Consider the following 22,007-nt stretch of genomic DNA (forward strand, 5'->3'; position numbering starts at 1 on the left):
CTTAAATCTTCAGTAGCACTTAGGCGCTGGGCACCAGCTGCATCTCGGCCACAAACTGGGATGGCTGGGCCTGGCTCACCAGCAGGCTGAGCGTGCTGCGCGCCCGCGTCACCGCCACGTACATCAGCTTGCGTTCGTCCACCATGCTGACGCGCTCGGCCGCTGGGAACGCGCCCTGGGCCAGGAAGGGCAGCACCACGTGGTCGAACTCCAGGCCCTTGACCTGGGCAATGTCGGCCAGGCACAGCTCGGCTGTTTTGGCGCTGCGCTTGCTGTGCTCGCGCTGCTTCTCAAAATGCACCTCGGCCTGGTTCAGATGCGCAAAGAAGGCGGCCACGCTGTCGAAGCGCGCCGCCGCCTGCTTCAGCCCTTCGAGGTGGGCCACCGCGTCGGCCTGGCGTTGCTTCTCCACCCAGTGCTCGGCCGCCCATTGCCGCATCTCCAGCGCGTCCAGCATCTGGGCAAACATGGCAGGCCCGGTCTGGCTGCGCGCGATGGCCATGGCCTTGCGCAGCCGCCGCGTGATCTGCGGCTCGGTGCGGGCGATCTGCGATTCGAAAAACGTGGCCAGTATGCTGGGGTCGGCCACCACCGGGCGGACGGCTTCCTGCAGGCGCTCGGCCGGGGTCTCGCTTTCGTCCCTAAAAAAGCCCAGCTGGAAGCGGCAGAACACCACCAACTCTTCGACCATGCGGCGCCGCGTCTCGGCGCTTTGCACCGCGCCGAAATGCTGGGTGGCTACGGCCAGCAGGGCGCGCACCAGAATCACCTCGGGCCGCTGCAGATAGGTGCCGAAGCCGCGGGTCTGGTAGGGCAGGCCGGCCTCCAGCAAGGCGTTTTCCAGCAGCACCGACTGGTGCGGATGGCGCAGCAGCACCACGAACTCGTTCATCTTGCGCTTCTCGGCGCGCCATTGCAGGGCGGCCTGCACCACTTGCTGCACGCAGTCCAGGTCGTCCGCATAGGTGGTGCAACGCAGCTGGGTGGTATGCGCGGCCTGGGTGGCATAGGGCTTGTTCGCCAGGTGGCCGGCACTGGCCGCCAGCGCCGGGCCAAAGCGGTAGCTGGCGGTCAGCGGCAGGGCCTGTACATGGCGGCCGGTCTGCGGCTCGAACATCTCGGCCTGCATGTAGCGCGCATCGGCGCCGGCGTGCGCGTGGATCACCTGGTCCACGTCGCCCACGCCGCAAAAATAGCACTTCGGGTTGCTGGCCAGCAGGCCGCGGGTGATGGCGAACAGCGCGTGGTTCAGGTCGTGCATTTCGTCCAGCATCAGCGCCGCCAGATGCCGCGGCCACTTGGGGATGTCGTTCCAGAACGTGGGCTGGTCGGGGTCGCCCACCAGGCGCGCCAGGTCGTAGCTGGCATCGTGCTCGGCGCGGAACTTCGGGCTGTCGGTGCCGGGCGGGTGGCGCAGCTTCTCAAACTCGGCCAGCACGCACAGCAGGCTGAAGTCCAGCCCGCATTCCTCGGCATATTCGGCCGTGATGCGCTGGTCGTCCCAGTAGGCCATCTCGCGTGCCAGCATGCCCTTGGCGCGCAGGCTTTGGCGCAGGAACAGCTCGACGAATTCACTATTGCCTTCGGTCGGCAGCCACAGCTGCTCCAGCAGCTCCGGCGTGGCGCGTTCGCGCAGCTCGGCCACGGCCGCCCAGACGCTGGCCTGCAGTGCCTCCGGGTCGTGCAGCGCCGGCAGGGCCACGCCTTCCACGCTTTTCAGGCAGTACAGCGCAAAGGTTTCAAAGCTGGAAATCCACACCTTCTTCACCACATCGGGCGCCACGCCGATCTTGCGCAGCGCGGCGCGCAGCGCATCACAGGCCGGCTCGGTATAGGTCAGCGCCAGGATGCTGGTCGGCACCAGGCCGCGGGCCAGGCCTTCGGCGATGCGCAGCGCCAGGCTGGTGGTCTTGGCCGCGCCGGCATTGGCGTGGACGATGACGGTGTCGTCGTTGCTGGTCTGGATCGCCAGCTGCTCGGCCGTGGGCACGATGCCCTGGGCGGAAAAAGAGGGGAGGGAGTTGTCGTAATGCATGGTGAAGCGCGCAGCATACGCGAGGGGTGGGTGCGGTACCGCCAGGGTCGCTATTGAATAGATAGCTGGTTGCGCAGGTGGTTATTGCGCTACAGCCCTGTTTTGCTTGAAGAAACGCACAGCCCGTGGACCTGCCGTTAGCGCATATCGATAGAAGAAGATAGCGCAAACGGCAGCCCTGCCGCGGGTCAGAATGAATCGACATTCTTACCACGCACCGCGCCAAGGCCATGCCGTATTCTCTTTCCCTGCTCGACAAAAGCCCCATCCCGCCCGGCGCCACTGCGGCCCAAGCCTTGCAGCGCACCGTGGCGCTGGCCCAGCGCGCCGAAGAGCTGGGCTACCGCCGTTTCTGGGTGGCGGAACACCACGGCAACCCGACCCTGGCCAGTAGCGCGCCCGAGGTGCTGATCGCCCACATCCTGGCCCACACCACGCGCATCCGTGTCGGCTCTGGTGGCGTCATGCTGCAGCACTACAGCCCGTTCAAGGTGGCCGAAGCCTTCAAGCTGCTGGCCTCGCTGGCGCCAGGCCGGGTCGACCTGGGCGTGGGCAAGGCGCCCGGTGGGTTGCCGCTGGCCACGCGTGCGCTGCAGTGGCTGCACGACGCGGCGCGCAAACCCGACTTTGCCCAGCAGCTGGCCGATCTGGATGCGTTTCTGGAGGGCACGGTGATCGACAGCCACGCGCTGCAAGGCGCCGTCGCCTACCCGGCGCCACCCGAGTTACCCGAGCGCATCCTGCTCGGTGGCAGCGCCGACAGCGCCCAGTTGGCAGCGCGCCTGGGCTGGGACTTCACCTATGCCGGCCACTTCAATGCCGACCCGGCCAATATCGAGCGCTCGGTCACCGCCTACCAGCAGGCCACGGGCCGGCCCGCAGCGCTGGCGCTGTACGCGTTTGCGGCAGAGAGCAAGGACGAGGCCGAGCACCTGGTCGGCGCGCTGCGCATCTTCAAGCTGCACCTGTCTACCGGCCAGAGCGTGAACCTGCCGAGCCTGGAGGCCGCGGCCGAGTTTGCGCGCCAGGCCGGCGTGGCCGACTGCCGCGTCGAAGAAACCCGGCCCTATGTGCTCACCGGCACGCCGGACGGCGTGCGCCGCGAGCTGGATGCGCTGAGCCAGCGCCATGGCATCCAGGAATTCGTCATCGACACACCGGTGGTCGGCTTTGCCGAACGCTGGGCGTCGGTGGAGCTGCTGGCCGGCGCCGAGCAGGCCGTGGCCGCCTGATTTTTTGACCCACAACGAGACAGCTATGGCAAACACACCCATCCGCTTCGGCATCATGCTGCACGGCGCCGGCGGCCACATGAACGCCTGGAAGCACCCCAGCGGCCCGGCCGACGCCAGCGTGAACCTGGACTTCTACATCCGCACTGCGCAGAAGGCCGAAGCCGCAGGCATCGCCTTCGCCTTCGTCGCCGACGGCCTGTACATCAACGAGAAATCGATCCCGCATTTTCTGAACCGCTTCGAGCCGATTTCCATCCTCTCGGCGCTGGCCACAGTGACCAGCAAGATCGGCCTGGCTGGCACCATCTCCACCTCGTACAGCGACCCGTTCACCGTGGCCCGGCAGTTCGCCTCGCTGGACCTGATCAGCCAGGGCCGCGCCGGCTGGAACGTGGTCACCACGCCGCTGGAAGGCTCGGCCAAGAACTACAGCCGCACGCATCCCGAGCACGCGCAGCGCTACCAGATCGCCGACGAATACCTGCAGGTCACCCAAGGCCTGTGGGACAGCTGGGACGACGACGCGCTGGTGCGCAACCGCGCCACCGGCCAGTTTTTCGACAAGAGCAAGCTGCACACGCTGGGCTTCAAGGGCCGCTTCTTCGAGGTCGCAGGGCCGTTGAATATCGGCCGCTCGGCCCAGGGCCAGCCGGTGATCTTCCAGGCCGGTTCGTCCGATGCCGGCATCGGCCTGGCCGGCAAATTTGCCGATGCGGTATTCACCCATTCGCCGTCGCTGGAAGAGACGCGCAGCTTCTCGCGCCAGGTGAAAGCCAGTGCCGTGGCCCAGGGCCGCGCCTCCAGCGACGTGAAGATATTTCCAGGCATCGGCCCTGTCGTCGCGGCCACCCAGGCCGAGGCCGAGGCCAAATACCAGGCGATCCGCGAGCTACTGAGCATCGACGAAGCGCTGGCTTACCTGGGTCGCTTTTTCGACCACCACGACTTCAGCCAGTACCCGCTGGACGCGCCGTTTCCCGAACTCGGCGACATAGGCAAGAACAGCTTCCGCTCGACCACCGACCGTATCAAGGCCGATGCCGCCAAGAGCGGCCAGACCTTGCGCGAGGTGGCGCTGGAAGTGGCCACGCCGAAGTCGCAGTTCGTTGGCACCGGTGAGCGCATTGCCGATGAAATCATCCGCTGGATCGACGCCGAAGCGGCAGATGGCTTCATCCTCGGCTTCCCGGTGGTGGCCCAAGGCCTGGACGATTTCATTGCGCATGTGATCCCGGCGCTGGAAGCCCGCGGCCGCTACGAACGCACGCTGCCTGGCAGCACGCTGCGCGACCACCTGGGCCTGCCACGCAAGGCCAGTCGCCATGCAGTGCCTGCTGAGTCCACCGAATCCAGCGAACGGAAGGTGGCCTGATGCCGCGTGAAGAAGCCGCCGACATCCGCCGCGTCGAATCGCGGGTGGCGTCCTACATCAACGAGTTCGTGGCGCTGCGGCAGGACATCCACCAACACCCCGAGCTGTCGTTCAAGGAGCACCGCACCTCGGACATTGTGGCCGCCAAGCTGGCCGCCTGGGGCTATGAGGTAACGCGCGGCATCGCTGGCACAGGCGTAGTCGGTAGCCTGCGCCGCGGCAGTGGCAGCAAGACCTTGGGCATACGCGCCGACATGGACGCGCTGCCGATCCAGGAGGCCACCGGCCTGCCCTACGCCAGCGTGAATGCCGGCGTAATGCATGCCTGCGGGCATGACGGCCACACCGCCATCCTGCTGGCAGCGGCACGGACGCTGGCCGAGGTGGGCCAGTTCGACGGCCAGCTGCAACTGATTTTTCAACCCGCCGAAGAGACCGGCTCGGGTGCCCGCCAGATGATTTCCGAAGGCCTGTTTGACCGCTTCCCTTGCGACGCGGTATTCGGCCTGCACAACTGGCCGGGCGTGCCCGCCGGGCATCTGGGCTGCGTGGCCGGGCCCGCGATGGCCTCTATCGACCAGGCGGTGATCACCATCCGCGGCAAGGGCGGCCACGGCGCCGAGCCGCACAAGACGGTGGACCCGGTAGTGGTCAGCGCGCACCTGATCACCGCGCTGCAGACCATCGTCTCGCGCAACGTCGATCCGCTGGACATGGGTGTGGTCACCGTGGGCTCGATCCACGGCGGCGCGGCGTCGAATGTGATCCCCGACGCGGTAGAGCTGAAGCTGACCATGCGCTCGTTCCGCCCGGAAATCCGCCAGCTCTTGCAAGAGCGCGTGCCGGCGCTGGCCAAGGCCCAGGCCGAGAGCTTTGGCGCCGAGGCCGAGGTGGACTACCAGCTGGGCTTTCCGGCGGTGCTGAACCACGTTGATGAAACCGCGTTTGCCCGCACGGTGGCCGAAGACACCTTTGGCGTCGGCCAGGTCGAGGCCGGTTTTCGCCCGCGCACCGCCAGCGAAGACTTCGCCTACATGCTGCAGGCGCGCAAGGGCAGCTATGTGTTTCTGGGCAATGGCGAAGGCGCTTCGCTGCACAGCCCGCGCTACGACTTCAACGACGCCGTACTCGGCCTGGCCGCCACCTACTGGACGCGGCTGGCCGAGCGGTTTCTGGCACCCGCCGCATAAACCCAGGAGGCATTCTGTGAGCGAACAATTCCTCTACACCCATCCGCACGATCCAGCGGCCCAGCCGCTGATAGACGCACTGACCCACGAGTATGACGCGCGCTACGGCGACATCCCCCGCGCCGAAGGCGAACCGAAGGAAATGCACCGCTACCCGCCCGAGGTGTTCGCACCGCCGCACGGCAATTTCGTGCTGCTGCTGCGCGACGGCGTGGCGATTGGCGGCGGCGCCTTCATGCGCCTGGACGCGCACACTGCCGAGTTCAAACGCATCTGGACCCATGCCGATCTGCGCCGCCAGGGCCTGGCGCGCAAGATCATGGTCGAGCTGGAGGCGCAGGCCGTGCGCCAGGGCTATAGCCGCGGCTACCTGACCACCGGCTTCCGCCAACCCGAGGCGGTGGCGCTGTACCTGGGCCATGGCTACACACCGCTGTTCGACCTGGCGCAAGACCCGGCCACCATCGGCAGCCTGCCGTTCCAGAAGCTGCTGGTGCCCACGGCCCAGGTGGCGTTCGAGAAGATCGTGGTCAAGCGCAGCGACCTGCTGCAAGGCGTGCTGGCGTTGGGCGGTGCAGCCGCGCTGAATGGAGCGCGCGCAGCATGACCAGTACCACCTATTTCGATCTGGCGCCCGAGGCCGCTACGGCTCCCGCGGCGCCGACAGCCGCACCCGCCACTGCCGCCAAGGGCGACTACTCGCACTACCGCGTGGTGCCGGCGCGCTACCCCGGCCGTACCGTGGGCACGGTGCTGGCGCTGCTGCTGATCGCTGCCGTGCTGCAATCGGTGTTCACCAATCCGCGCTGGGGCTGGGGTGTGTTTGCTGAATGGTTTTTTGCCGAGCCGGTGCTGATCGGCCTGGGCCGCACGCTGCTGCTGACGGCGGCCGGTGCGCTGTTCGGCTTCATCCTCGGCACCGGGCTGGCGCTGGCGCGGGTCTCGCGCTCGCCGCTGCTGGCGCGGCTGTCCTGGGGCTTTGTGTGGATCTTCCGCTCCATCCCGGTGATCGTGCTGCTGCTGATCATCAACAACCTGGGCTATCTGTACGAGACCGTGTCGCTGGGTGTGCCCTACACCAGCACGGTGTTTTTCTCCTACCCCACGACCCAACTGATCAGCCCCTTCGTGGCGGCGCTTTTGGGGCTGACGCTGAACCAGGCGGCGTTCTCGTCGGAGATCATCCGCGGCGGCATTCTGTCTGTCGACCAGGGGCAGCTGGAGGCGGCTGCCGCGTTGGGCCTGCCGCGGCGCCGCCAGGCCTTCCGCATCGTGCTGCCGCAGGCTATGCGATCCATTCTGCCCAGCGCCTTCAATGAAATCATCGGTCTGGCCAAGGGCACGTCGAACGTCTACATCCTGGCGCTGCCCGAGCTGTTCTACACCATCCAGATCATCTACCGCCGCAACCTGGAAGTGATTCCGCTGCTGATGGTGGCCACCGTCTGGTACTTGGTGATACTGACCGTGCTGTCGATTGCCCAGCACCAGATCGAGCGGCATTTCTCCAAGGGTGCGCTGCGCAACCACCAAGCTGCGCCCTGGGCCCGTTGGCTGCGGGCGCGCCGCCCGGCACAGGCCACGCCACCTGTCGTGCGCAGCGAAGCGCCGGCACGCCGGGCTGTGCCGCCCAGCACCGGTGGCGAGGTCACGGTGCACGGCGTGTCGAAGAGCTTTGGCGCGCTGCAGGTGCTGGATGACGTGACCCTGAGCGTGCCGCCCGGCAGCGTGACCGTGGTGTTGGGCCCGTCGGGTTCCGGCAAGTCGACGCTGCTGCGCACTATCAACCATCTGGAGCGGGTGGACGAAGGCTTCATCGCCATCGACGGTGAACTGGTCGGCTACCGCAAGGACGCTGACACGCTGTACGAGCTGCGTGAGAGCGACATCCTGGCACGGCGTGTCGATGTCGGCATGGTGTTCCAGAACTTCAATCTGTTTCCGCATCTGACGGTACTGGAGAACATCGTCGAAGCGCCGATCGCGGTGCGTGGCCAGCACCGCGCAGATGCGGAGTCGCAGGCCTTCGAGCTGCTGGCCCGTGTCGGCCTGGCCGACAAGGCCCATGCCTATCCGCGCCAGCTGTCGGGCGGCCAGCAGCAGCGCGTGGCGATTGCGCGGGCACTGGCGCTGCGGCCCAAGGTGTTGCTGTTCGACGAGCCGACCTCGGCACTCGACCCCGAGCTGGTGGGCGAGGTGCTGGACGTGATCAAGGAGCTGGCGCGCTCCGGCACGACGCTGCTGATCGTCACGCACGAGATCGGTTTTGCCCGCGAGGTGGCCGATCGCATCGTCTTCATGGAGCAGGGCCGCATTGTTGAAGTCGGCACGCCCGACCAGGTGTTCAACGCGCCGCAACACGCGCGCACCGCTGCCTTTCTGGCCAAGGTGCTGTAGACCGCAGCCCACTACTTATCCACGCTGATCTCCCGGCCGGCCGCACGCCCTGTGCGGCCGGCGGGGGAGAGGCTTGCCCGGATTTTTCCCAACCCTGAACCTTTTGATTGGAACCCCACCATGCGACTCCATGCTCCCATCCGCCACGCCCTGATCGGCATCGCCTCCGCTGCCGCGACCTTGCTGCCGCTGCACGCCAGCGCGCAGGCCGGCGATCTGGACCCGGCGCAGCCGGGCCGCATCCGCGCGCAGAAGTCCGACGAAGCACTGAAGCTGCTGTCCAAGGATTTCAAGTTCGCCAAAGAGGGCATCTTCACCGTGGGCGTTGCGCTGGGTCGGCTGCCGCTGGGCTCGTTTGCCAACGACAACAAGACCTTTGTCGGCAACGAGCCCGACATCTCTCTGCTGGTGGCCGACAGCCTGGGCCGCAAGCTGGAACTGGTGCCGGTGGCCTGGGCCGACTGGCCGCTGGGTCTGCAGTCCGGCAAGTTCGATGCGGTGGTGTCCAACGTCACCGTGACCGAGGCGCGCAAGGAGAAGTTTGACTTCTCCACCTACCGCAACGACACGCTGGGCATCTACGTGAAAAGCGACAGCAAGGTGGCGGCCGTGAAGGAGCCTAAGGACATTGCCGGCCTGCGCGTGATCGTCGGCGCCAGCACCAACCAGGAACAGATACTGCTGCGCTGGAACCAGCAGAACGTGGCCGCCGGCCTGAAGCCGGTGGAGATCCAGTACTACGACGATGACGTGGTGCAGCGCCTGGCGATCCAGTCGAACCGTGCCGATGCCTACCTGGGCCCGAACGCGCTGGCCGCCTACGAGGCGCGCGACGGCAAGACCCGGCTGGCCGGCACCTTCTCCGGTGGCTGGCCGCTGAGCGCCGAGATCGCCGTCACCACGCGCAAGGGCTCGGGCCTGGCCGACGCGGTGACCGCTGCCCTGAACGAGCAGATCCGCAACGGTAACTACGCCAAGGCGCTGGCGCGCTGGAACCTGGGCTCCGAGGCGATTGAGAAGTCGCGCACCAACCCACCCGGCCTGCCCAAGTCCTGATCGGCGTTGAACCCTTTTTGCGATGACTTTTATGCGATCCCTACGAACTTTGAACACCCTGGCGCGCAGCTGCGCCAGCGCGCTGGCGGCCTGTGCGCTGCTGGCTGTGCCGGCCGTGGCCGCCACCGCTTTCGACCTCAGCCCCGAGCAGGCAGCCCGGATTACCACGGGCAAGGACGCGGCTGCCGCGGCCACGCTGCCCAAGGACTACAAATGGGTGAAGGAGGGCGTGCTGACGGTGGGCATCAACCCGTTTGGCCTGCCCATCTCCAGCTACGCCAGCGACAGCAAGACCATCATCGGCGCCGACCCCGAGCTGGCCTTGCTGGTGGCCCAGACGCTGGGGCTGAAGCTGGAACTGGTACCGACACAGTGGGCCGACTGGCCGCTGGCCTTGGCATCGGGCAAGGTGGATGCGGTGATCTCCAACGTCGGCGTGACCGAGCTGCGCAAGGAGAAGTTCGACTTCTCCTCGTACCGCCTGGGCCTGCACGGCTTCTATGTGCGCAACGACAGCGCGGTGAAATCCATCAAGGAGCCCAAGGACGTGGCCGGCCTGCGCATCATCACCGGCTCGGGCACCAACCAGGAAAAGATCCTGCTGGAGTGGAACAAGCGCAACGTCGCCGCCGGCCTGAAGCCGCTGGAGCTGCAGTTCTACGACGACCCGCAGGTGCAGTCGCTGGCCCTGGTGTCGGGCCGGGCCGATGCCAACTTCAACCCCAACGGACCGCAGGCCTATGTGGCCGCGCGCGACGGCAAGACGCGGCTGGTCGGCACGGTGAACGCCGGCTGGCCGCTGCGTTCCGATGTGGGCATCGCCACGCGCAAGGACAGCGGGCTGGCCCCGGCCCTGACGCAGGCGCTGAACGGCCTGGTGCAGAACGGCAAATACGCCCAGGCGCTGACCCGCTGGAGCCTGGCCGAAGAGGCCTTGCCGAAGGCCGAGACCAATCCGCCGGGCTTGCCGAAGTTCTGAATATGGCGATCCAGCAACTTGGCTTTCTGACCCCCGGCAACTACACCGATACCGACCCATTCACCGGTCTGGAGCAGAGCCTGCAGCTGTTCCAGCAGGGCGAAGACCTGGGCTACGACCACGCCTGGGTGCGCCAGCGGCATCTGGAGCGCGCCGTGTCCTCGGCCAGCGTGTTCCTGGGCGCGGCCAGCCAACGCACCCACCGCATCGCGCTGGGCACCGCGGTGATCCAGATGGGCTACGAGAACCCGTTCCGCCTGGCCGAAGACCTGGCCACGGTGGACGTGCTGTCGCGCGGCCGCCTGCATGTGGGCCTGAGCGCCGGCGCGCCGCCCTATGGCCCGCTGCTGGGCGAGCGTTTTCTGGACGGCGACGCCAAGGATGTGGACTATTCGCACCAGCGTGTCGTCCGGCTGCGCGGCAACTTGCAAGGCGGCTGGATCGGTGACGAGACCGCGCTGATCCCGTCACCCGCCGGTCCGCAGCGCGCGCGCCTGCACCCCTGGGCGCCGGGCCTGGCCCAGCGCCTGTGGTACGGCGGCGGCTCGCGCCGTTCGGTGGAATGGGCGAGCCGCAACGGCTTCCATCTGCTGCTGGGCAATATCAACACCGGCGAAAGCTCGGACGACTTCTACGCCACCCAGTGCGGCCATGTGGCGCTGTTCCAGCAGCACTGGACGGCCGACTACACGCCCCGTATCGCCCTGGGCCGCGTCATCGTGCCGCTGGACAGCGCCGACGCCGCCACGCGCCAGCGCTACCGCGCCTATGCCGAGGGCCGCAAGGCCCGCACCCTGCAGCCGCAGGGCGAGCGCCGCACGCTGTTTGCGCCCGATCTGGTGGGCAGCAGCGACGAGATCCTGGAGCAGCTGCGGAAAGACCCGGTGCTGCCGCTGGTGCGCGAGCTGCGGCTGGAGCTGCCCTACGACTTTGCCCCACAAGACTACGCGCAGATCCTGTACGACGTGGTGCGCTCCATTGCGCCGGAGTTGGGCTGGCGGCCTACCGCCGAATCGTCACCCCCGGTGCTGGAGCCCGTGATTTGAAATACTATCGTTTTGATAGCTGCTGGCGCAGGTAGTACCTGCGCTGGAGGCCGATTTTCTTTAAATTCCGCGGATTCGCGCAGTTGGGCCTTCATTAAAATCGGCCCATGACCCACACCACGATAGCCACGCACAGTGGCACCTTCCATGCCGACGACGTTTTTGGCGTCGGCGTTTTGATGGGGGTTTTCCCCTCACATTCGCTGCTGCGCACCCGCGACAAGGCCTTGATCGCCACCGCCGACTTTGTGGTCGACGTGGGCGGCACCTGGGACGCGGCGACCGGCCGTTTCGACCACCACCAGCGCGGCTTTGACGGCGCGCGCCCTGCGCGCTTGGTAGACGGCCAAAGCGTGCCCGGCGTGGGCTACGCCAGCGCTGGCCTGGTCTGGTCGGCCTTTGGCACCGCCTATGTGCAAGCCTGGGCCCAGACGCACGGCCACGCGCTGGACGAGGCGGCGGTGGCCGGCGTGGTCAACACCATCGACCACTCTCTGGTGCAGTACCTGGACATCGTCGACACCGGCCAGGGCGATGTGGCGCCCGGCATCTTCGGCCTGTCCAGCCTGGTCGCGCAGCTGAACACCCATTGGCTGGAAGAGCAGGGCCTGGACCTGGCGGCCAAAGCCCAGCTGCTGGAAACCCGCTTCCGCGAGGCCATTGCCATCACCCGCAAGTTTCTGGACCACGCGATCAGCAAGAAGGTGGCGCAGATCCGCGCCATGGACATCGTGCGCCAGGCGCCGCGCCTGCTGGACGGCAAGCTGCTGCACCTGCGCGAGGGCGGCATGCCCTGGACCCGCGTGGTGGTCGACGAAATGCCCGAGGTGATGTTCGTTATCTACCCCGATTCCGACGGCAACCAGTACCAGATCAAGACCGTGCCGCTGGAAGTCGGCTCGTTCGACACCCGCATGGACCTGCCCGCCAGCTGGGCCGGCCTGCGCGACCAGGAACTGGCGGCAGTGACCGGGGTGGAAGACAGCGTGTTCTGCCACCTGAACCTGTTCATCGGCGGCGCGCGCAGCTTCGAGGGCGCGCTGAAGCTGGCCGAACTGGCGCTGGCCGAGCCCGCCTGATGGACAGGGTGGCCCCCGCCACGCCGCTGCAGCAAGTGCGTGCGGCGGTCAAGGCCAATCTGCTGCCGGGCATGGTGCTGTGGGCCGGCCTGGTGGCGCTGACGCTGGCCTATGCATGGAGCCCGGCGGTGCAGTCCGGCCTGTCGCAGTGGGGCGCTGTCAAGCAGGCCTGGGGTTACCCGTTTTCGTTTGCCACCTACGCCTTGTTTGCCGTGCTGGTGCCCGAGCTGCTGGGCATTGCGCTGCTGCGCCAGCCGCTGCGCCGCACGCTGTGGGCCGACATGGCCTACGCCACCCTGGTGTTTGGCTCCATCGGCATCACCGTGGACCTGTTTTATGCGCTGCAGGTCCAGCTGTTTGGCGAGGGCAATGACGGCCTCACCATCGCCAAGAAGATGCTGGTCGACCAGTTTGTGTATTCACCGATGACCAACTTCATCGTCATCGCCATGTTCGCCTGGCGCGAAGACGGCTTTCGCGCCAGCGCCTGGCAGCGCATCTTCTCTGCCGACTTTTTAAGCAGCCGCTACCTGCCGCTGCTGGTCGCCTTGTGGTGCGTGTGGATCCCCGGCGTGGTGGCCATCTACCTGATGCCCACCGCGCTGCAGTTCCCGGTGGCATCGCTGATCCTGAGCTTCTGGATACTGATCTTCAAGTTCATCCGCAAAGCCTAGTTGCTATTGAATTGGTAGCTTGTAGCGCAGATAGATATTGCGCTAGCGGCATATTTCTTTCATACACCTGCCGCCTAAGCGGCTACGGGCGCAGCGCCTGGATGAAATCGATAAAGGCGCGCAGCGGCGCGGGCAGCTGGCGGCGGCTGGGGTAGTACAGATAGGGGCCGGAGAAGCTTTGCCACCAGGGTTCCAGCACGGGCTCCAGTGCGCCACTGTCGAGATGGGGGCGCAGCCAGTCTTCGAACAGGTAGATGACACCGCTGCCGGCCATCGCGGCATGCACTGCCAGGTCCACAGCGCCGCCGACCCTGACGATCAACGGGCCGCTGGTATCCACCTTGACGGTTTCGCCATCCCGCTCGAATTCCCAGGCCGGCATGGCGCCGCTGGCAAACTTGCCGCGCAGGCAGGCGTGGGCCAGCAAATCGCGTGGATGCTCGGGGCGGCCGTGCTGGTCCAGGTAGGCCGGGGAGGCCGCGGCGGCAAAGCGCTGTACACGCGGGCCGATGGGAATGGCGACCATGTCCTGCTCCAGCCGCTCCTCGTAGCGGATGCCCGCATCGCAGCCTTCGGCCAGCATGTCCACAAAGCTTTCTTCGGCGATCACCTCCAGCACGATGTCGGGATAGGCCGCCAGAAAGGGCGGCACGATGCGCGGCAGCACCAGGCGGGCCGCGCTGAGCGGCACATTCAGCCGCAGCGTGCCGGCGGGCCGGTCACGGAAGCCGTTGGCCACATCCAGCGCGGCCTCTACTTCGACCAGCGCCGGGCCCAGCCGCTCCAGCAGGCGGGTGCCGGCCTCTGTCAGCGCGACGCTGCGCGTGCTGCGGTTCAGCAGCCGTACGCCGAGCCGGGTTTCGAGCCGGCGCACGGCTTCGCTCAGGCTCGAAGCGCTGCCGCCGCTGGCAATGGCTGCGCCGCGAAAGCCGCCTGCACGCGCCACCGCCACGAAGGCCGTCAGGTCTGCAAGGTTTGCCGTCATTGTTCGCCTTTTCGCACAACCTGTGCTGATTCAACCTACTTATCGTACGCGGTGTTCTTCCCTACATTCGTGGCTCACTACAGAGGAACGAACATGATCGACATTGGCCAGGCAGGAACTTACACACTCGGCGACCGCAGCGTGCAGCGTCTCGGATACGGCGCCATGCAGCTCGCCGGCCCCGGCGTATTCGGGCCGCCGAAGGACCGCAACGCGGCCATCGCCGTGCTGCGCGAAGCCGTAGACAGCGGCGTCAACCACATCGACACCAGCGACTTTTACGGCCCGCACGTGACCAACCAGATACTGCGCGAGGCACTGCACCCCTACCGCGACGGTCTCACCATCGTTACCAAAATCGGCGCCCGGCGCGGCGCGGACGGCTCCTGGAACCCGGCTTTCACCCGCGAAGAACTGACCCAGGCGGTGCACGACAATTTGCGCAATCTGGGCCTGGATGTGCTGGATGTGGTCAACCTGCGCAGCATGTTCAGCATCCACGGGCCGGCCGAAGGCTCGCTGGAAGAACCGCTCAGCGTGCTGGCCGGGCTGCAGCAGCAGGGCCTGGTGCGCCACATCGGTTTAAGCAACGCCACCCCCACCCAAATCGAGCAAGGGCGCAGCATCTGCCGCATTGTCTGCGTGCAGAACCAGTACAACCTGGCGCACCGTGCCGACGACGGGCTGGTCGCCGACCTGGCCCGCGACGGCACCGCCTACGTGCCGTTCTTCCCGCTGGGCGGCTTCAGCCCCTTGCAGTCGGCCGGGCTGTCGGCCGTGGCCGAAGAGCTTGGCTCCACACCCATGCAGGTCGCACTGGCCTGGCTGCTGCAGCGTTCGCCGAACATCCTGCTGATTCCCGGAACCTCGTCTGTGGTGCATCTGCGCGAAAACCTGGCAGCTGCCCAACTGGTGCTGACCCCCAGCACCGTGGCGCGGCTGGACCAGATCGCGGGTGAAACCCCGCCAGCCTGATGCGAGGCTGGTCGGCCAGGGCGCTTAAACTTTTGCAATGACCATCGAATCGACTCCTTCCGCCGACAAACCCAATGCCCGCACCGAAGCCGCGCTGGCCCGCCTGCACAAGGCCATGCGCGACATCGAGACCGAGATCGCGGCGCACCAGGGCATCTACCCGTTCAACTTTGGCCGGGTGACCCAGTCCGAGCTGTGCCGCCGTGCCGACGTCAAAAAGGCCACGCTGCAGAACCCGGTGCACAAGGACACGACGCGGGTGGAGATCATGGCTTGGCTGGATGGGGTCAGCGCCCAACTTGCGCAGACCCGCGATGGCACGCGCGAGCGCGTCACCGAGGTGGCCGATGGCCTGGCGGCGGAAGTCCAGCGCTTGACGCTGGCGCTGCAGGCGGCCGAGCAGCGCATCGCGCAGTTGGAGGCGGAGAACGCCGCGCTGCGGGGGTAACTGGCAGCTCCCAGTTTGCTCCTAAATAAGGAGCTGCTTGCGCAGGTACTACCTGCGCTACAGGCCTATTTTGTTTAAATCTTGCTAGAAGTGCATCGCCAGCCGCACCTGCGCGGTGAGCGGGGCGCTGGTGCGGTTGCGCACCAGGGTCTCGTGGTAGGTGTTGACCCACAGCGAGGTGTCGCGGCTGATGCGCCACATCAGTCCGGGGCCGATGCCGAGCACGCGTTCTTTCGAGTCGGCAAGCGTGCTGCCGTTGGCCTTGCTATCGCTCAGCTGCTGGAACAGGTAGCCGTTGATGCCCAGGCTGAGTGCGGGTGTCACCGCATACGAGGCGGTGAAATTCACCCAGCTGGCCTGGCCGGCCTGCGTGCTGGTGAGCGGGGCGCCGTTGAAGCTTTGCTGCGGGTTGCTGGAGGCCGGTTTGTCGTTCTTAAAGTTGTACAGGTAGTGCAGCCGCCAGCTGACTTCCCAGCGGTCGGCCGGGAACAGCGTGGCCGCCCAGTAGGGGTTCAGCGAGGCGAAACCTGCGCTCTGGTTGATGTCGGTGTGCTGGTCGTACTTGCCGGTAGGCAGGATGGTGTCGAGCGACAGGCGCTGGACGAAGACGGGCTGGCCTTGCGCCCCCATGACCGGGTCGCTTTGCAAGAACGCGCCCACGGTGATGTCGCCCAGATCGGTGCCGCCGTCCGTCATAGACGCTCCCGGGCCAAAGCTGCTGTTGAGGGCGACCAGGGGCAGGATGGCGGTCACGCCAGGGTGCCAGCCTCCCCAGTTGGTGGGTGAGGAGTAGCTGAGCTGGTTGGCCCACGAGGTGCTGTTGATCTTGGGGCTGTTGAACGCAGCCACGTTGTTGCCGCTGTTGTCCTTGATGGCATTTGCCGATGCGTGGCGTACCCAGCTCAGCCAGGTCCATCCCGGCGCACCGGAGAATCCGTCGTAGAAGCTGGTGCCGCCCAGGTTCAGGCCGGCGGGTTGGCTCACGATGGGCACTTGTGCGCTTGCGCTGGTCGCTGCCAGTACGCTTGCCGCAGCGATCACCCAGGTGGCGTGGGCATGTTTGTTTTTCATCAATGGTCTCCTCCAGAACGCGGTAGTTCGAAGCGGGGTGCTCCGATGCCTGAAGGATAAAAATCGAGAGCCGATGCAGCTTGCTTGAGGGTGACACACTTGCCCAGATATGCCGCGCCGTCGTCGTGGTTAACCCGGGCGCAGGATTTTGGGGTGCATTCTCATATGCTGAGACTGTGGTTTGACGCGCGCCAGCGGCAGGCGGACTATGCTGGAGCAGAAGAAGGAGACATACATGGCCAGTCGCACCCACGTTTCGGTAGATGCCGTCAGCCCGTCCCAGCGGCTACCGGCCTGGCACGATTTGATCAGCACCCATGTGGGGCGCACGCCAGAGTCGTTTCGCCTGCGCGATGCCAGCCACTGGGAGCCTTTGGTGGGCCAAACATTTTCCGGCAGCCTGGAGTACGGCATGCTGGGCGGCGCGGGCTTTTGCCGGCTGGTGGCCACGCCCCACCGCTTCAGCCGCGCGATGGGCGCCCGGCAGGAGGACATCCCCAGTCCGCTGATGCTGCTGATGCAGCAAAAAGGCTGCGCCCTGCTGGAGCAGGATGGCCGCAGTGCGATGCTGGAGCCAGGCGACTGGTGCATCCTGGACGCTGCCCAGCCCTTTGTGGTGGACCACCCCTACGGATGTGACCAGATCATTCTGACGCCGCCCCGCCCCTCCGACCCGGCGCTGGTGGACCTGATCGCGCGCACCCGCGCGTCGCGCTGTGATGGGCGCACCGGCTCGTCGCGCCTGGTGCAAACCATGGTCCGCGAGGCCTATGGGCAGTTTGACCGGCTGCCGGCCAGCACCGCCAAAACCCTGGCCGATGCGATCACGGCGCTGGCCTGGCATGCGGTGCAGGAACGGTTCGCAGCCCCGGGCAAGGACACGGTGCGTGACACCCAACGCAACAAGTTCAAGGCCTTTATTGACAAGCACCTGGCCGAGCCCGGGCTGTGTGTAGAGATGGTGGCGCAGGGCTGCGGCTGCTCGGTGCGCACGGTGCACCGCGCCTTTGCCAACGATGCCCTGGGCTCTGCCTCCGAATACATCTGGCAGCAGCGGGTGGCCCAGTGCGCCAGCGACCTGAAGAACCCGCGCCATGCGTCACGCTCTTTGACGGACATTGCCATGCAGTGGGGCTTCTCCAGCTCCTCGCATTTCAGCCGGGTGTTCCGCAGCAGCCTGGGGGTCTCCCCCAAGGCCTACCGCGCCGGGTCGTAAGTCATTCAGATAGGATAGTGCTGCGGCGTGGTCTGGATGCTGAGCCAGCGCAGGTCGGTAAACGCGTCGATACCGGCGCGCCCACCAAACCGGCCGACACCACTGGCTTTGACGCCGCCAAACGGCATTTGCGGCTCGTCGTGCACCGTGGGGCCGTTGACGTGGCAGATGCCGGATTCAATGCGCTGTGCTACCTGCAGTGCGCGGGCAATATCGCGGCCGTAGACGGCGGCCGACAAGCCGTAGGCGTTGTCATTGGCGCAGCGAACGGCTTCTTCCACCCCGCGGACTCGCACGATGCCTTTGACCGGGCCGAAGGATTCTTCGCTGTAGATCTTCATGGCGGGGGTGACGTGGTCGATCAGCGTTGGCAGCATGAGCGTGCTGTCTGCGCGGCCACCGCACAGTAGTTGGCCACCGGCCTGCAGCGCGTCGTCCAACAGCATATTGCAGCGGTCCACCGTGGTCTGGTCGATGACCGAGCCCAGGGCGGCGCCCGAGCCTGTTGCGCCAGGTACCAGCGTACGGGCCTTGCGGGCGAGCCGCGCCACGAATTCGTCCGCAACGCTCTCGTCCACGATGATGCGCTCGGTGGACATGCAGATCTGCCCCGAGTTGAGGAATGCGCCAAAGATGGTGCCGTCCACGGCCTGGTCCAGGTCCGCATCGTCGAGCACGAGCAGCGGTGCCTTGCCACCCAGCTCCAGCACCACGGGCTTGAGGTGTTCAGCGCATTGGGCGGCGATGATCTTGCCCACCTTGGTGGAGCCCGTGAAGTTGACGCGGCGTACGGCGGGGTGCGCAACCATGGCAGCCACCACGGCGCCCGCGTCGGCATGTGCGTTGCTGATGAAGTTCACCACTCCCGCAGGCAGGCCGGCGCGGGTGAACGCATCGGCGATGGCCCGGTGGGTTGCCGGGCAGGATTCCGATGCCTTGAAAACCACGGTGTTCCCGCAGGCCAGGGGCACGGCAATGGCGCGCACGCCCAGAATCAGCGGCGCATTCCAGGGGGCGATGCCCAGGGACACGCCGGCCGGCTGGCGTACCGCCAGCGCCAGATTGCCGGGCACGTCCGAGGGGATGACTTCGCCGTTGATCTGGGTGGTGAGCGCGGCCGCCTCGCGCAGTATGCCCACGGCGGTGACGGCGTTGAAGCCGGCCCAGAGTTCGCTGGCGCCGGTCTCGCCCACCATGGTCGCAATCAGGCTGGGTAGGTGGCGCTCCAGTTCGTCCGCTGCTTTGCTCAGCATCAAGCGCCTCTCGGTAGGGCCGGTTCGCGACCATGCCGCAAAGGCCTGCTGCGCCGCGACCACGGCCGCCACGGCGTCCGCTGGGCTGGCCGCTGCAGCCGTGGTAACGACCTCGTGGGTGACCGGGTTGCGGCGCTCGAAGGTGGCGCCCGAGCGGGCATCGGCAGATTCGCCTTGGATCAGAAGTTGGACGGTGTTCATGGGTATCTCCTAAATGGTTTGGGGGGTCGATGGCGCCCAGTCGCCGTGAAAGCTATCGCGCAGCCGTATGGGTAGCTTGATCTGCGCGATGGGGCCGGCCGTGATGTCGGCGGCGTTCAACACCACCACGGAGGCCAGCCCCGTATCGTGGTGGTCTACCACGGCCAGCAGCAGACCTTCCGCGCCGGGAACCGGCACCAGCTGCGGTTCCTGGAAGGTGGTGGTGTCCGATAGAAACAGCGACGTGACGCCACCCGTTTGCGTGTCAACGCGCACCAGGTGGTTCGAGCCCAGGCCGATGGGGCCCGTCACGAGCTGGCTTTTGCGGGGGTCGATGCCGCCGTAGTAGATGAAGCGGTGCGGCTGCATGGACACGCGCTCGTCGATGCGTGGCAGCTCCCCCGGTATCGGGCTCAATACGCGCGAGTTGAATGAAGACTCGGGGTTGTCGGCGTCGAAGCACCAGCGCGTGAGATAGGGCGCATTGGCCTCCGGGTCGTGCGCGCTGCCGTCCCGCGCCGGTACATAGGGAAAGACATTGCGTGCCGAGACGCACAGGTCGACGGTGATCTGGCTACCGGTATTGAAGGCGTTGGCCACATGGTAGGAATAGCAGGCCGGCCGGCGGAACCAGCGCATGTCTTTGGCCGAACCGTCTCTGCGCATCACTCCTATCCAGGTGTCCAGTGCGCCGTCCCACATCCAGTGCGTGCCGCCGGCCTTCATGCGGTCCAGATCGCAGACCGTGGGGAAGACGGAGAAGATGACGTAGTCGCGCGTCACCGCGAAATCGTGCTGCATGGCGGCGTAGGGCGCTTCGAACCACTCTTCGCGCACCAGTGCGCCGTGCTTGTCGGCCACGCAGAAGGCGACGTCTTTGCTGGCATCGCCGGCCGCCTCGTAGCCAAAGAACAGCCATTCGTCGGTTTCCGGGTCGCGCTTGGGGTGGGCGGTGACGGTGCGCGAACGCAGTTTTCCATCGAAGTCGTGCCGGCCCTTGGTTTCCAGTGTCACCGGGTCCAGCTCGTAGGGCAGGCTGTCTTCCTTGAGTGCAAACAAGCGCCCTGCGTGTACGAAGGCGGTGGTATTGGCCGTGCCACGGTCCAGCCCGCGTACCGAAGCATGGTCGGTGTACGGGTTGCGGTACAGGCCGAACAGGGATCGGTGGGCTGCACGCTCGGCTTCAAAGCGCTGCGTGCGCACGTAGCGCATCGTGAAATCCACCCGGCCGTCGGCAAAGCGGAATGCGCTCACGGCACCGTCGCCATTGATGTAGATGTCGTCGCCCAGCATGGGTGGGTATTGGGGGTCGGGGCCGCACCGGTACCAGCTGCCTTGCAATGCCTGGGGCAGCTCGCCCACGACTTCCAGGTCTTGAATGTGGCATTCGATGCGCGAGGGCGCATTCATTCCGCTGAATTGCGGCAGAGGTGGAAACTGGCGGCTGGGGCTTGAATCGTTAGGCATGGCTAGGGATGGTGGAGTGGAAAGAGACAGTGGGTGCTTGCAGCTTCATGTGGGGCTGAGCGGTGAGGCGCTGCGGCGATGGCCTGCGTGCGCATGGCGTGAGGTCACCACCACGGACAGGGCCAGCGCGATGGCGTAGACCATGGCGGCCGCCCAGCCCACGTTTCGAAAGCTGCCAGCCCCGACGGCGAATGCGCCGATGGCGGGGCCCAGCGCCTGACCCATGAAGACCGACGCATTGGCCAGGCCTGGCAAGCGGCCTGTGGTGTCCATCTCGGCGGAAAGAGTCAGCAGATAGGTCAGTCCGAAGAACCACACCAGCATGGTGACGCAGGCGGTAAGCGCATACACCGCCACGTTGTCGCCATAGACCATGAGCAGCGTCGCAATCATGGAGCCCGCAAACCCCAGCAGCTGGGCCGTGCGGTGGCCCATGCGTTGCCCCAGCATGCCCGCTACCGCTGCGCCAGCCGCACCCGACAAAACGCTGAGTCCGAGGATCATGCCGATGTGCTCGGGCGCGATGCCGATGGCTTTGCCAATGCGCTCCTGGTAGATCCACAGGGCACCATGTCCGGCGAAGAGCAGAACCACCAGCACCAGCAGCAGAACGTGGTTCAGCTGCAGGGGGCTGGATGCAATCGAGTCTGTGCCCTTGTTGTCCGCTGCCAGCCCATGCGCAGGAATCCGTCCACACACCAGCAGGCTCGCCACACACATCACAACGAAGCCTGCGAACACGGCGGGAATGCCGTGCGCCGCAATGACTGGCGGCAGTATGCCCAGTGAGATCGCGCCCCACAGCAGGACGCAGATGTTGAGCGTGGCAAAAGTCTTGTCTTTGTGGGTACGCAAGGTGGTGCTGGCGTAGACCACGGCCTGGGCTACGCCACCCGCAGCTCCCGACAGCAAACGGGCCGCGCAAAACAGGGTGAAGCTATCGGCCACCATGCTCCAGGCGTTGGAGGCCAGCAGAACCACCAGGGCGGTACGCATCAGGTGCTGCCGGTTCTGCCGGTGCGCGCCAAAGGCTGTGATGGTGCAGGCCAGCGCCATGGACACCAATTCAATGCCAAACAGCATGCCCATTTGCTGCAGGCTGATTCCCATGCGGTCCACCAGGGCGCCGCCCAGCACGGGTTGCATCTGGATGGTTCCCATGGCGGTCACCATGCAGAGGGCCAGCGCGAACATGGTGGTCTTGCTGTCGATTTTTGTAATAGCGTGCATAGCACTGTCTCCGTAGATAGGGTCCGGCAAGAATAGGAAATACGGCGGTATGCATCTGGCATCAGCGCGCCGGGATTGACTGAGCGTGTCAGCGCCAT

The 22,007-nt window shown here is 66.2% G+C and carries 19 protein-coding genes; 13 read left to right on the forward strand and 6 right to left on the reverse strand.

Annotation, left to right across the window (positions count from 1 at the left end; genetic code table 11):
- Positions 1–19 precede the first annotated feature (19 nt).
- Positions 20–2,035 (reverse strand): UvrD-helicase domain-containing protein, encoded by a 2,016-nt coding sequence (locus BLT66_RS09805; RefSeq protein ID WP_092757493.1) that lies wholly within the window; start codon positions 2,033–2,035, stop codon positions 20–22.
- Positions 2,036–2,265: 230 nt separating this feature from the next.
- Here BLT66_RS09805 and BLT66_RS09810 point away from each other — a divergent pair, with 230 nt between their 5' ends.
- The 10 genes from BLT66_RS09810 to BLT66_RS09855 all read left to right on the forward strand — a co-directional run bounded on the left by BLT66_RS09810 (position 2,266) and on the right by BLT66_RS09855 (position 13,063).
- Positions 2,266–3,267 carry an LLM class flavin-dependent oxidoreductase gene (locus tag BLT66_RS09810; RefSeq protein ID WP_092757494.1) on the forward strand — a complete coding sequence of 334 codons (1,002 nt, stop codon included), beginning with the start codon at positions 2,266–2,268 and terminating at the stop codon, positions 3,265–3,267.
- A 25-nt stretch (positions 3,268–3,292) separates the two neighbouring features.
- Positions 3,293–4,642, forward strand: coding sequence for an LLM class flavin-dependent oxidoreductase (locus BLT66_RS09815; RefSeq protein WP_092757495.1), 1,350 nt, complete (start codon positions 3,293–3,295; stop codon positions 4,640–4,642).
- Entirely contained in the window at positions 4,642–5,832 is a 1,191-nt protein-coding gene (locus BLT66_RS09820; protein WP_092757496.1) for a M20 aminoacylase family protein, read from the forward strand. Before BLT66_RS09815 ends, BLT66_RS09820 begins: the two co-directional genes overlap by 1 nt.
- 16 nt (positions 5,833–5,848) lie before the next feature.
- A complete protein-coding gene (locus tag BLT66_RS09825; RefSeq protein WP_092757497.1) occupies positions 5,849–6,439 on the forward strand; it encodes a GNAT family N-acetyltransferase in 591 nt (196 codons plus the stop codon).
- Positions 6,436–8,229: an amino acid ABC transporter permease/ATP-binding protein gene (locus BLT66_RS27410; protein WP_092757498.1), complete on the forward strand. Its 1,794-nt coding sequence runs from the start codon at positions 6,436–6,438 to the stop codon at positions 8,227–8,229. The genes BLT66_RS09825 and BLT66_RS27410 overlap by 4 nt, the downstream gene beginning before the upstream one ends.
- Positions 8,230–8,349: 120 nt before the next feature.
- A complete protein-coding gene (locus BLT66_RS09835; RefSeq protein ID WP_092757499.1) occupies positions 8,350–9,285 on the forward strand; it encodes an ABC transporter substrate-binding protein in 936 nt (311 codons plus the stop codon).
- Between the two features lie 31 nt (positions 9,286–9,316).
- Positions 9,317–10,264 (forward strand): ABC transporter substrate-binding protein, encoded by a 948-nt coding sequence (locus tag BLT66_RS09840; RefSeq protein WP_218922590.1) that lies wholly within the window; start codon positions 9,317–9,319, stop codon positions 10,262–10,264.
- A gap of 2 nt (positions 10,265–10,266) precedes the next feature.
- Positions 10,267–11,310, forward strand: coding sequence for an LLM class flavin-dependent oxidoreductase (locus BLT66_RS09845; RefSeq protein WP_092757501.1), 1,044 nt, complete (start codon positions 10,267–10,269; stop codon positions 11,308–11,310).
- 107 nt (positions 11,311–11,417) lie between these two features.
- Positions 11,418–12,389, forward strand: a complete 972-nt coding sequence (locus tag BLT66_RS09850) for an MYG1 family protein (RefSeq protein WP_092757502.1) — start codon at positions 11,418–11,420, stop codon at positions 12,387–12,389.
- Complete coding sequence (locus BLT66_RS09855; protein ID WP_092757503.1) at positions 12,389–13,063, forward strand: hypothetical protein; 675 nt, start codon at positions 12,389–12,391, stop codon at positions 13,061–13,063. The genes BLT66_RS09850 and BLT66_RS09855 overlap by 1 nt, the downstream gene beginning before the upstream one ends.
- An 82-nt stretch (positions 13,064–13,145) precedes the next feature.
- On the opposite strand, the gene BLT66_RS09860 is transcribed toward BLT66_RS09855, so the two are convergent.
- Positions 13,146–14,048, reverse strand: a complete 903-nt coding sequence (locus BLT66_RS09860) for a LysR family transcriptional regulator (RefSeq protein WP_092757504.1) — start codon at positions 14,046–14,048, stop codon at positions 13,146–13,148.
- A gap of 93 nt (positions 14,049–14,141) precedes the next feature.
- Between BLT66_RS09860 and BLT66_RS09865 the strand changes: the two genes are divergently transcribed.
- Both BLT66_RS09865 and BLT66_RS09870 read left to right on the forward strand, forming a co-directional pair.
- Positions 14,142–15,023, forward strand: a complete 882-nt coding sequence (locus BLT66_RS09865; RefSeq protein ID WP_092757505.1) for an aldo/keto reductase family oxidoreductase — start codon at positions 14,142–14,144, stop codon at positions 15,021–15,023.
- 37 nt (positions 15,024–15,060) lie between these two features.
- Positions 15,061–15,471 carry a hypothetical protein gene (locus BLT66_RS09870; protein WP_092757506.1) on the forward strand — a complete coding sequence of 137 codons (411 nt, stop codon included), beginning with the start codon at positions 15,061–15,063 and terminating at the stop codon, positions 15,469–15,471.
- An 84-nt stretch (positions 15,472–15,555) separates the two neighbouring features.
- Here the strand turns inward: BLT66_RS09870 and BLT66_RS09875 are convergent, their stop codons facing one another.
- Positions 15,556–16,542 carry a SphA family protein gene (locus BLT66_RS09875; protein ID WP_092757507.1) on the reverse strand — a complete coding sequence of 329 codons (987 nt, stop codon included), beginning with the start codon at positions 16,540–16,542 and terminating at the stop codon, positions 15,556–15,558.
- A gap of 235 nt (positions 16,543–16,777) precedes the next feature.
- On the opposite strand from BLT66_RS09875, the gene BLT66_RS09880 reads away from it, so the two are divergent.
- Complete coding sequence (locus BLT66_RS09880; protein WP_176955026.1) at positions 16,778–17,758, forward strand: helix-turn-helix domain-containing protein; 981 nt, start codon at positions 16,778–16,780, stop codon at positions 17,756–17,758.
- A gap of 5 nt (positions 17,759–17,763) precedes the next feature.
- Here the strand turns inward: BLT66_RS09880 and BLT66_RS09885 are convergent, their stop codons facing one another.
- Genes BLT66_RS09885 through BLT66_RS09895 form a run of 3 tightly spaced genes read right to left on the reverse strand, consistent with a single transcriptional unit; the run spans position 17,764 to position 21,909 of the window.
- Positions 17,764–19,212 (reverse strand): aldehyde dehydrogenase, encoded by a 1,449-nt coding sequence (locus BLT66_RS09885; RefSeq protein WP_092757509.1) that lies wholly within the window; start codon positions 19,210–19,212, stop codon positions 17,764–17,766.
- Between the two features lie 9 nt (positions 19,213–19,221).
- Positions 19,222–20,679 carry a carotenoid oxygenase family protein gene (locus BLT66_RS09890; protein ID WP_092757510.1) on the reverse strand — a complete coding sequence of 486 codons (1,458 nt, stop codon included), beginning with the start codon at positions 20,677–20,679 and terminating at the stop codon, positions 19,222–19,224.
- Between the two features lie 45 nt (positions 20,680–20,724).
- Complete coding sequence (locus BLT66_RS09895; RefSeq protein WP_092757511.1) at positions 20,725–21,909, reverse strand: MFS transporter; 1,185 nt, start codon at positions 21,907–21,909, stop codon at positions 20,725–20,727.
- Between the last annotated feature and the right edge of the window lie 98 nt (positions 21,910–22,007).

Origin of the sequence: Rhodoferax sp. OV413 (assembly GCF_900104385.1) — a bacterium.
In the GTDB taxonomy this organism is placed as follows: domain Bacteria; phylum Pseudomonadota; class Gammaproteobacteria; order Burkholderiales; family Burkholderiaceae_C; genus Rhodoferax_B.

Excerpts from the sequence above, each read along its gene's own strand:
- BLT66_RS09865 (WP_092757505.1), top strand. The coding sequence starts at position 14,142 with ATGATCGACATTGGCCAGGCAGGAACTTACACACTCGGCGACCGCAGC.
- BLT66_RS09850 (WP_092757502.1), top strand. The coding sequence starts at position 11,418 with ATGACCCACACCACGATAGCCACGCACAGTGGCACCTTCCATGCCGAC.
- BLT66_RS09815 (WP_092757495.1), top strand. The coding sequence starts at position 3,293 with ATGGCAAACACACCCATCCGCTTCGGCATCATGCTGCACGGCGCCGGC.
- BLT66_RS09820 (WP_092757496.1), top strand. The coding sequence starts at position 4,642 with ATGCCGCGTGAAGAAGCCGCCGACATCCGCCGCGTCGAATCGCGGGTG.
- BLT66_RS09835 (WP_092757499.1), top strand. The coding sequence starts at position 8,350 with ATGCGACTCCATGCTCCCATCCGCCACGCCCTGATCGGCATCGCCTCC.
- BLT66_RS09855 (WP_092757503.1), top strand. The coding sequence starts at position 12,389 with ATGGACAGGGTGGCCCCCGCCACGCCGCTGCAGCAAGTGCGTGCGGCG.
- BLT66_RS09845 (WP_092757501.1), top strand. The coding sequence starts at position 10,267 with ATGGCGATCCAGCAACTTGGCTTTCTGACCCCCGGCAACTACACCGAT.
- BLT66_RS09840 (WP_218922590.1), top strand. The coding sequence starts at position 9,317 with ATGCGATCCCTACGAACTTTGAACACCCTGGCGCGCAGCTGCGCCAGC.
- BLT66_RS27410 (WP_092757498.1), top strand. The coding sequence starts at position 6,436 with ATGACCAGTACCACCTATTTCGATCTGGCGCCCGAGGCCGCTACGGCT.
- BLT66_RS09880 (WP_176955026.1), top strand. The coding sequence starts at position 16,778 with ATGGCCAGTCGCACCCACGTTTCGGTAGATGCCGTCAGCCCGTCCCAG.
- BLT66_RS09805 (WP_092757493.1), bottom strand. The coding sequence starts at position 2,035 with ATGCATTACGACAACTCCCTCCCCTCTTTTTCCGCCCAGGGCATCGTG.
- BLT66_RS09885 (WP_092757509.1), bottom strand. The coding sequence starts at position 19,212 with ATGAACACCGTCCAACTTCTGATCCAAGGCGAATCTGCCGATGCCCGC.
- BLT66_RS09875 (WP_092757507.1), bottom strand. The coding sequence starts at position 16,542 with ATGAAAAACAAACATGCCCACGCCACCTGGGTGATCGCTGCGGCAAGC.
- BLT66_RS09890 (WP_092757510.1), bottom strand. The coding sequence starts at position 20,679 with ATGCCTAACGATTCAAGCCCCAGCCGCCAGTTTCCACCTCTGCCGCAA.
- BLT66_RS09870 (WP_092757506.1), top strand. The coding sequence starts at position 15,061 with ATGACCATCGAATCGACTCCTTCCGCCGACAAACCCAATGCCCGCACC.
- BLT66_RS09810 (WP_092757494.1), top strand. The coding sequence starts at position 2,266 with ATGCCGTATTCTCTTTCCCTGCTCGACAAAAGCCCCATCCCGCCCGGC.
- BLT66_RS09895 (WP_092757511.1), bottom strand. The coding sequence starts at position 21,909 with ATGCACGCTATTACAAAAATCGACAGCAAGACCACCATGTTCGCGCTG.
- BLT66_RS09860 (WP_092757504.1), bottom strand. The coding sequence starts at position 14,048 with ATGACGGCAAACCTTGCAGACCTGACGGCCTTCGTGGCGGTGGCGCGT.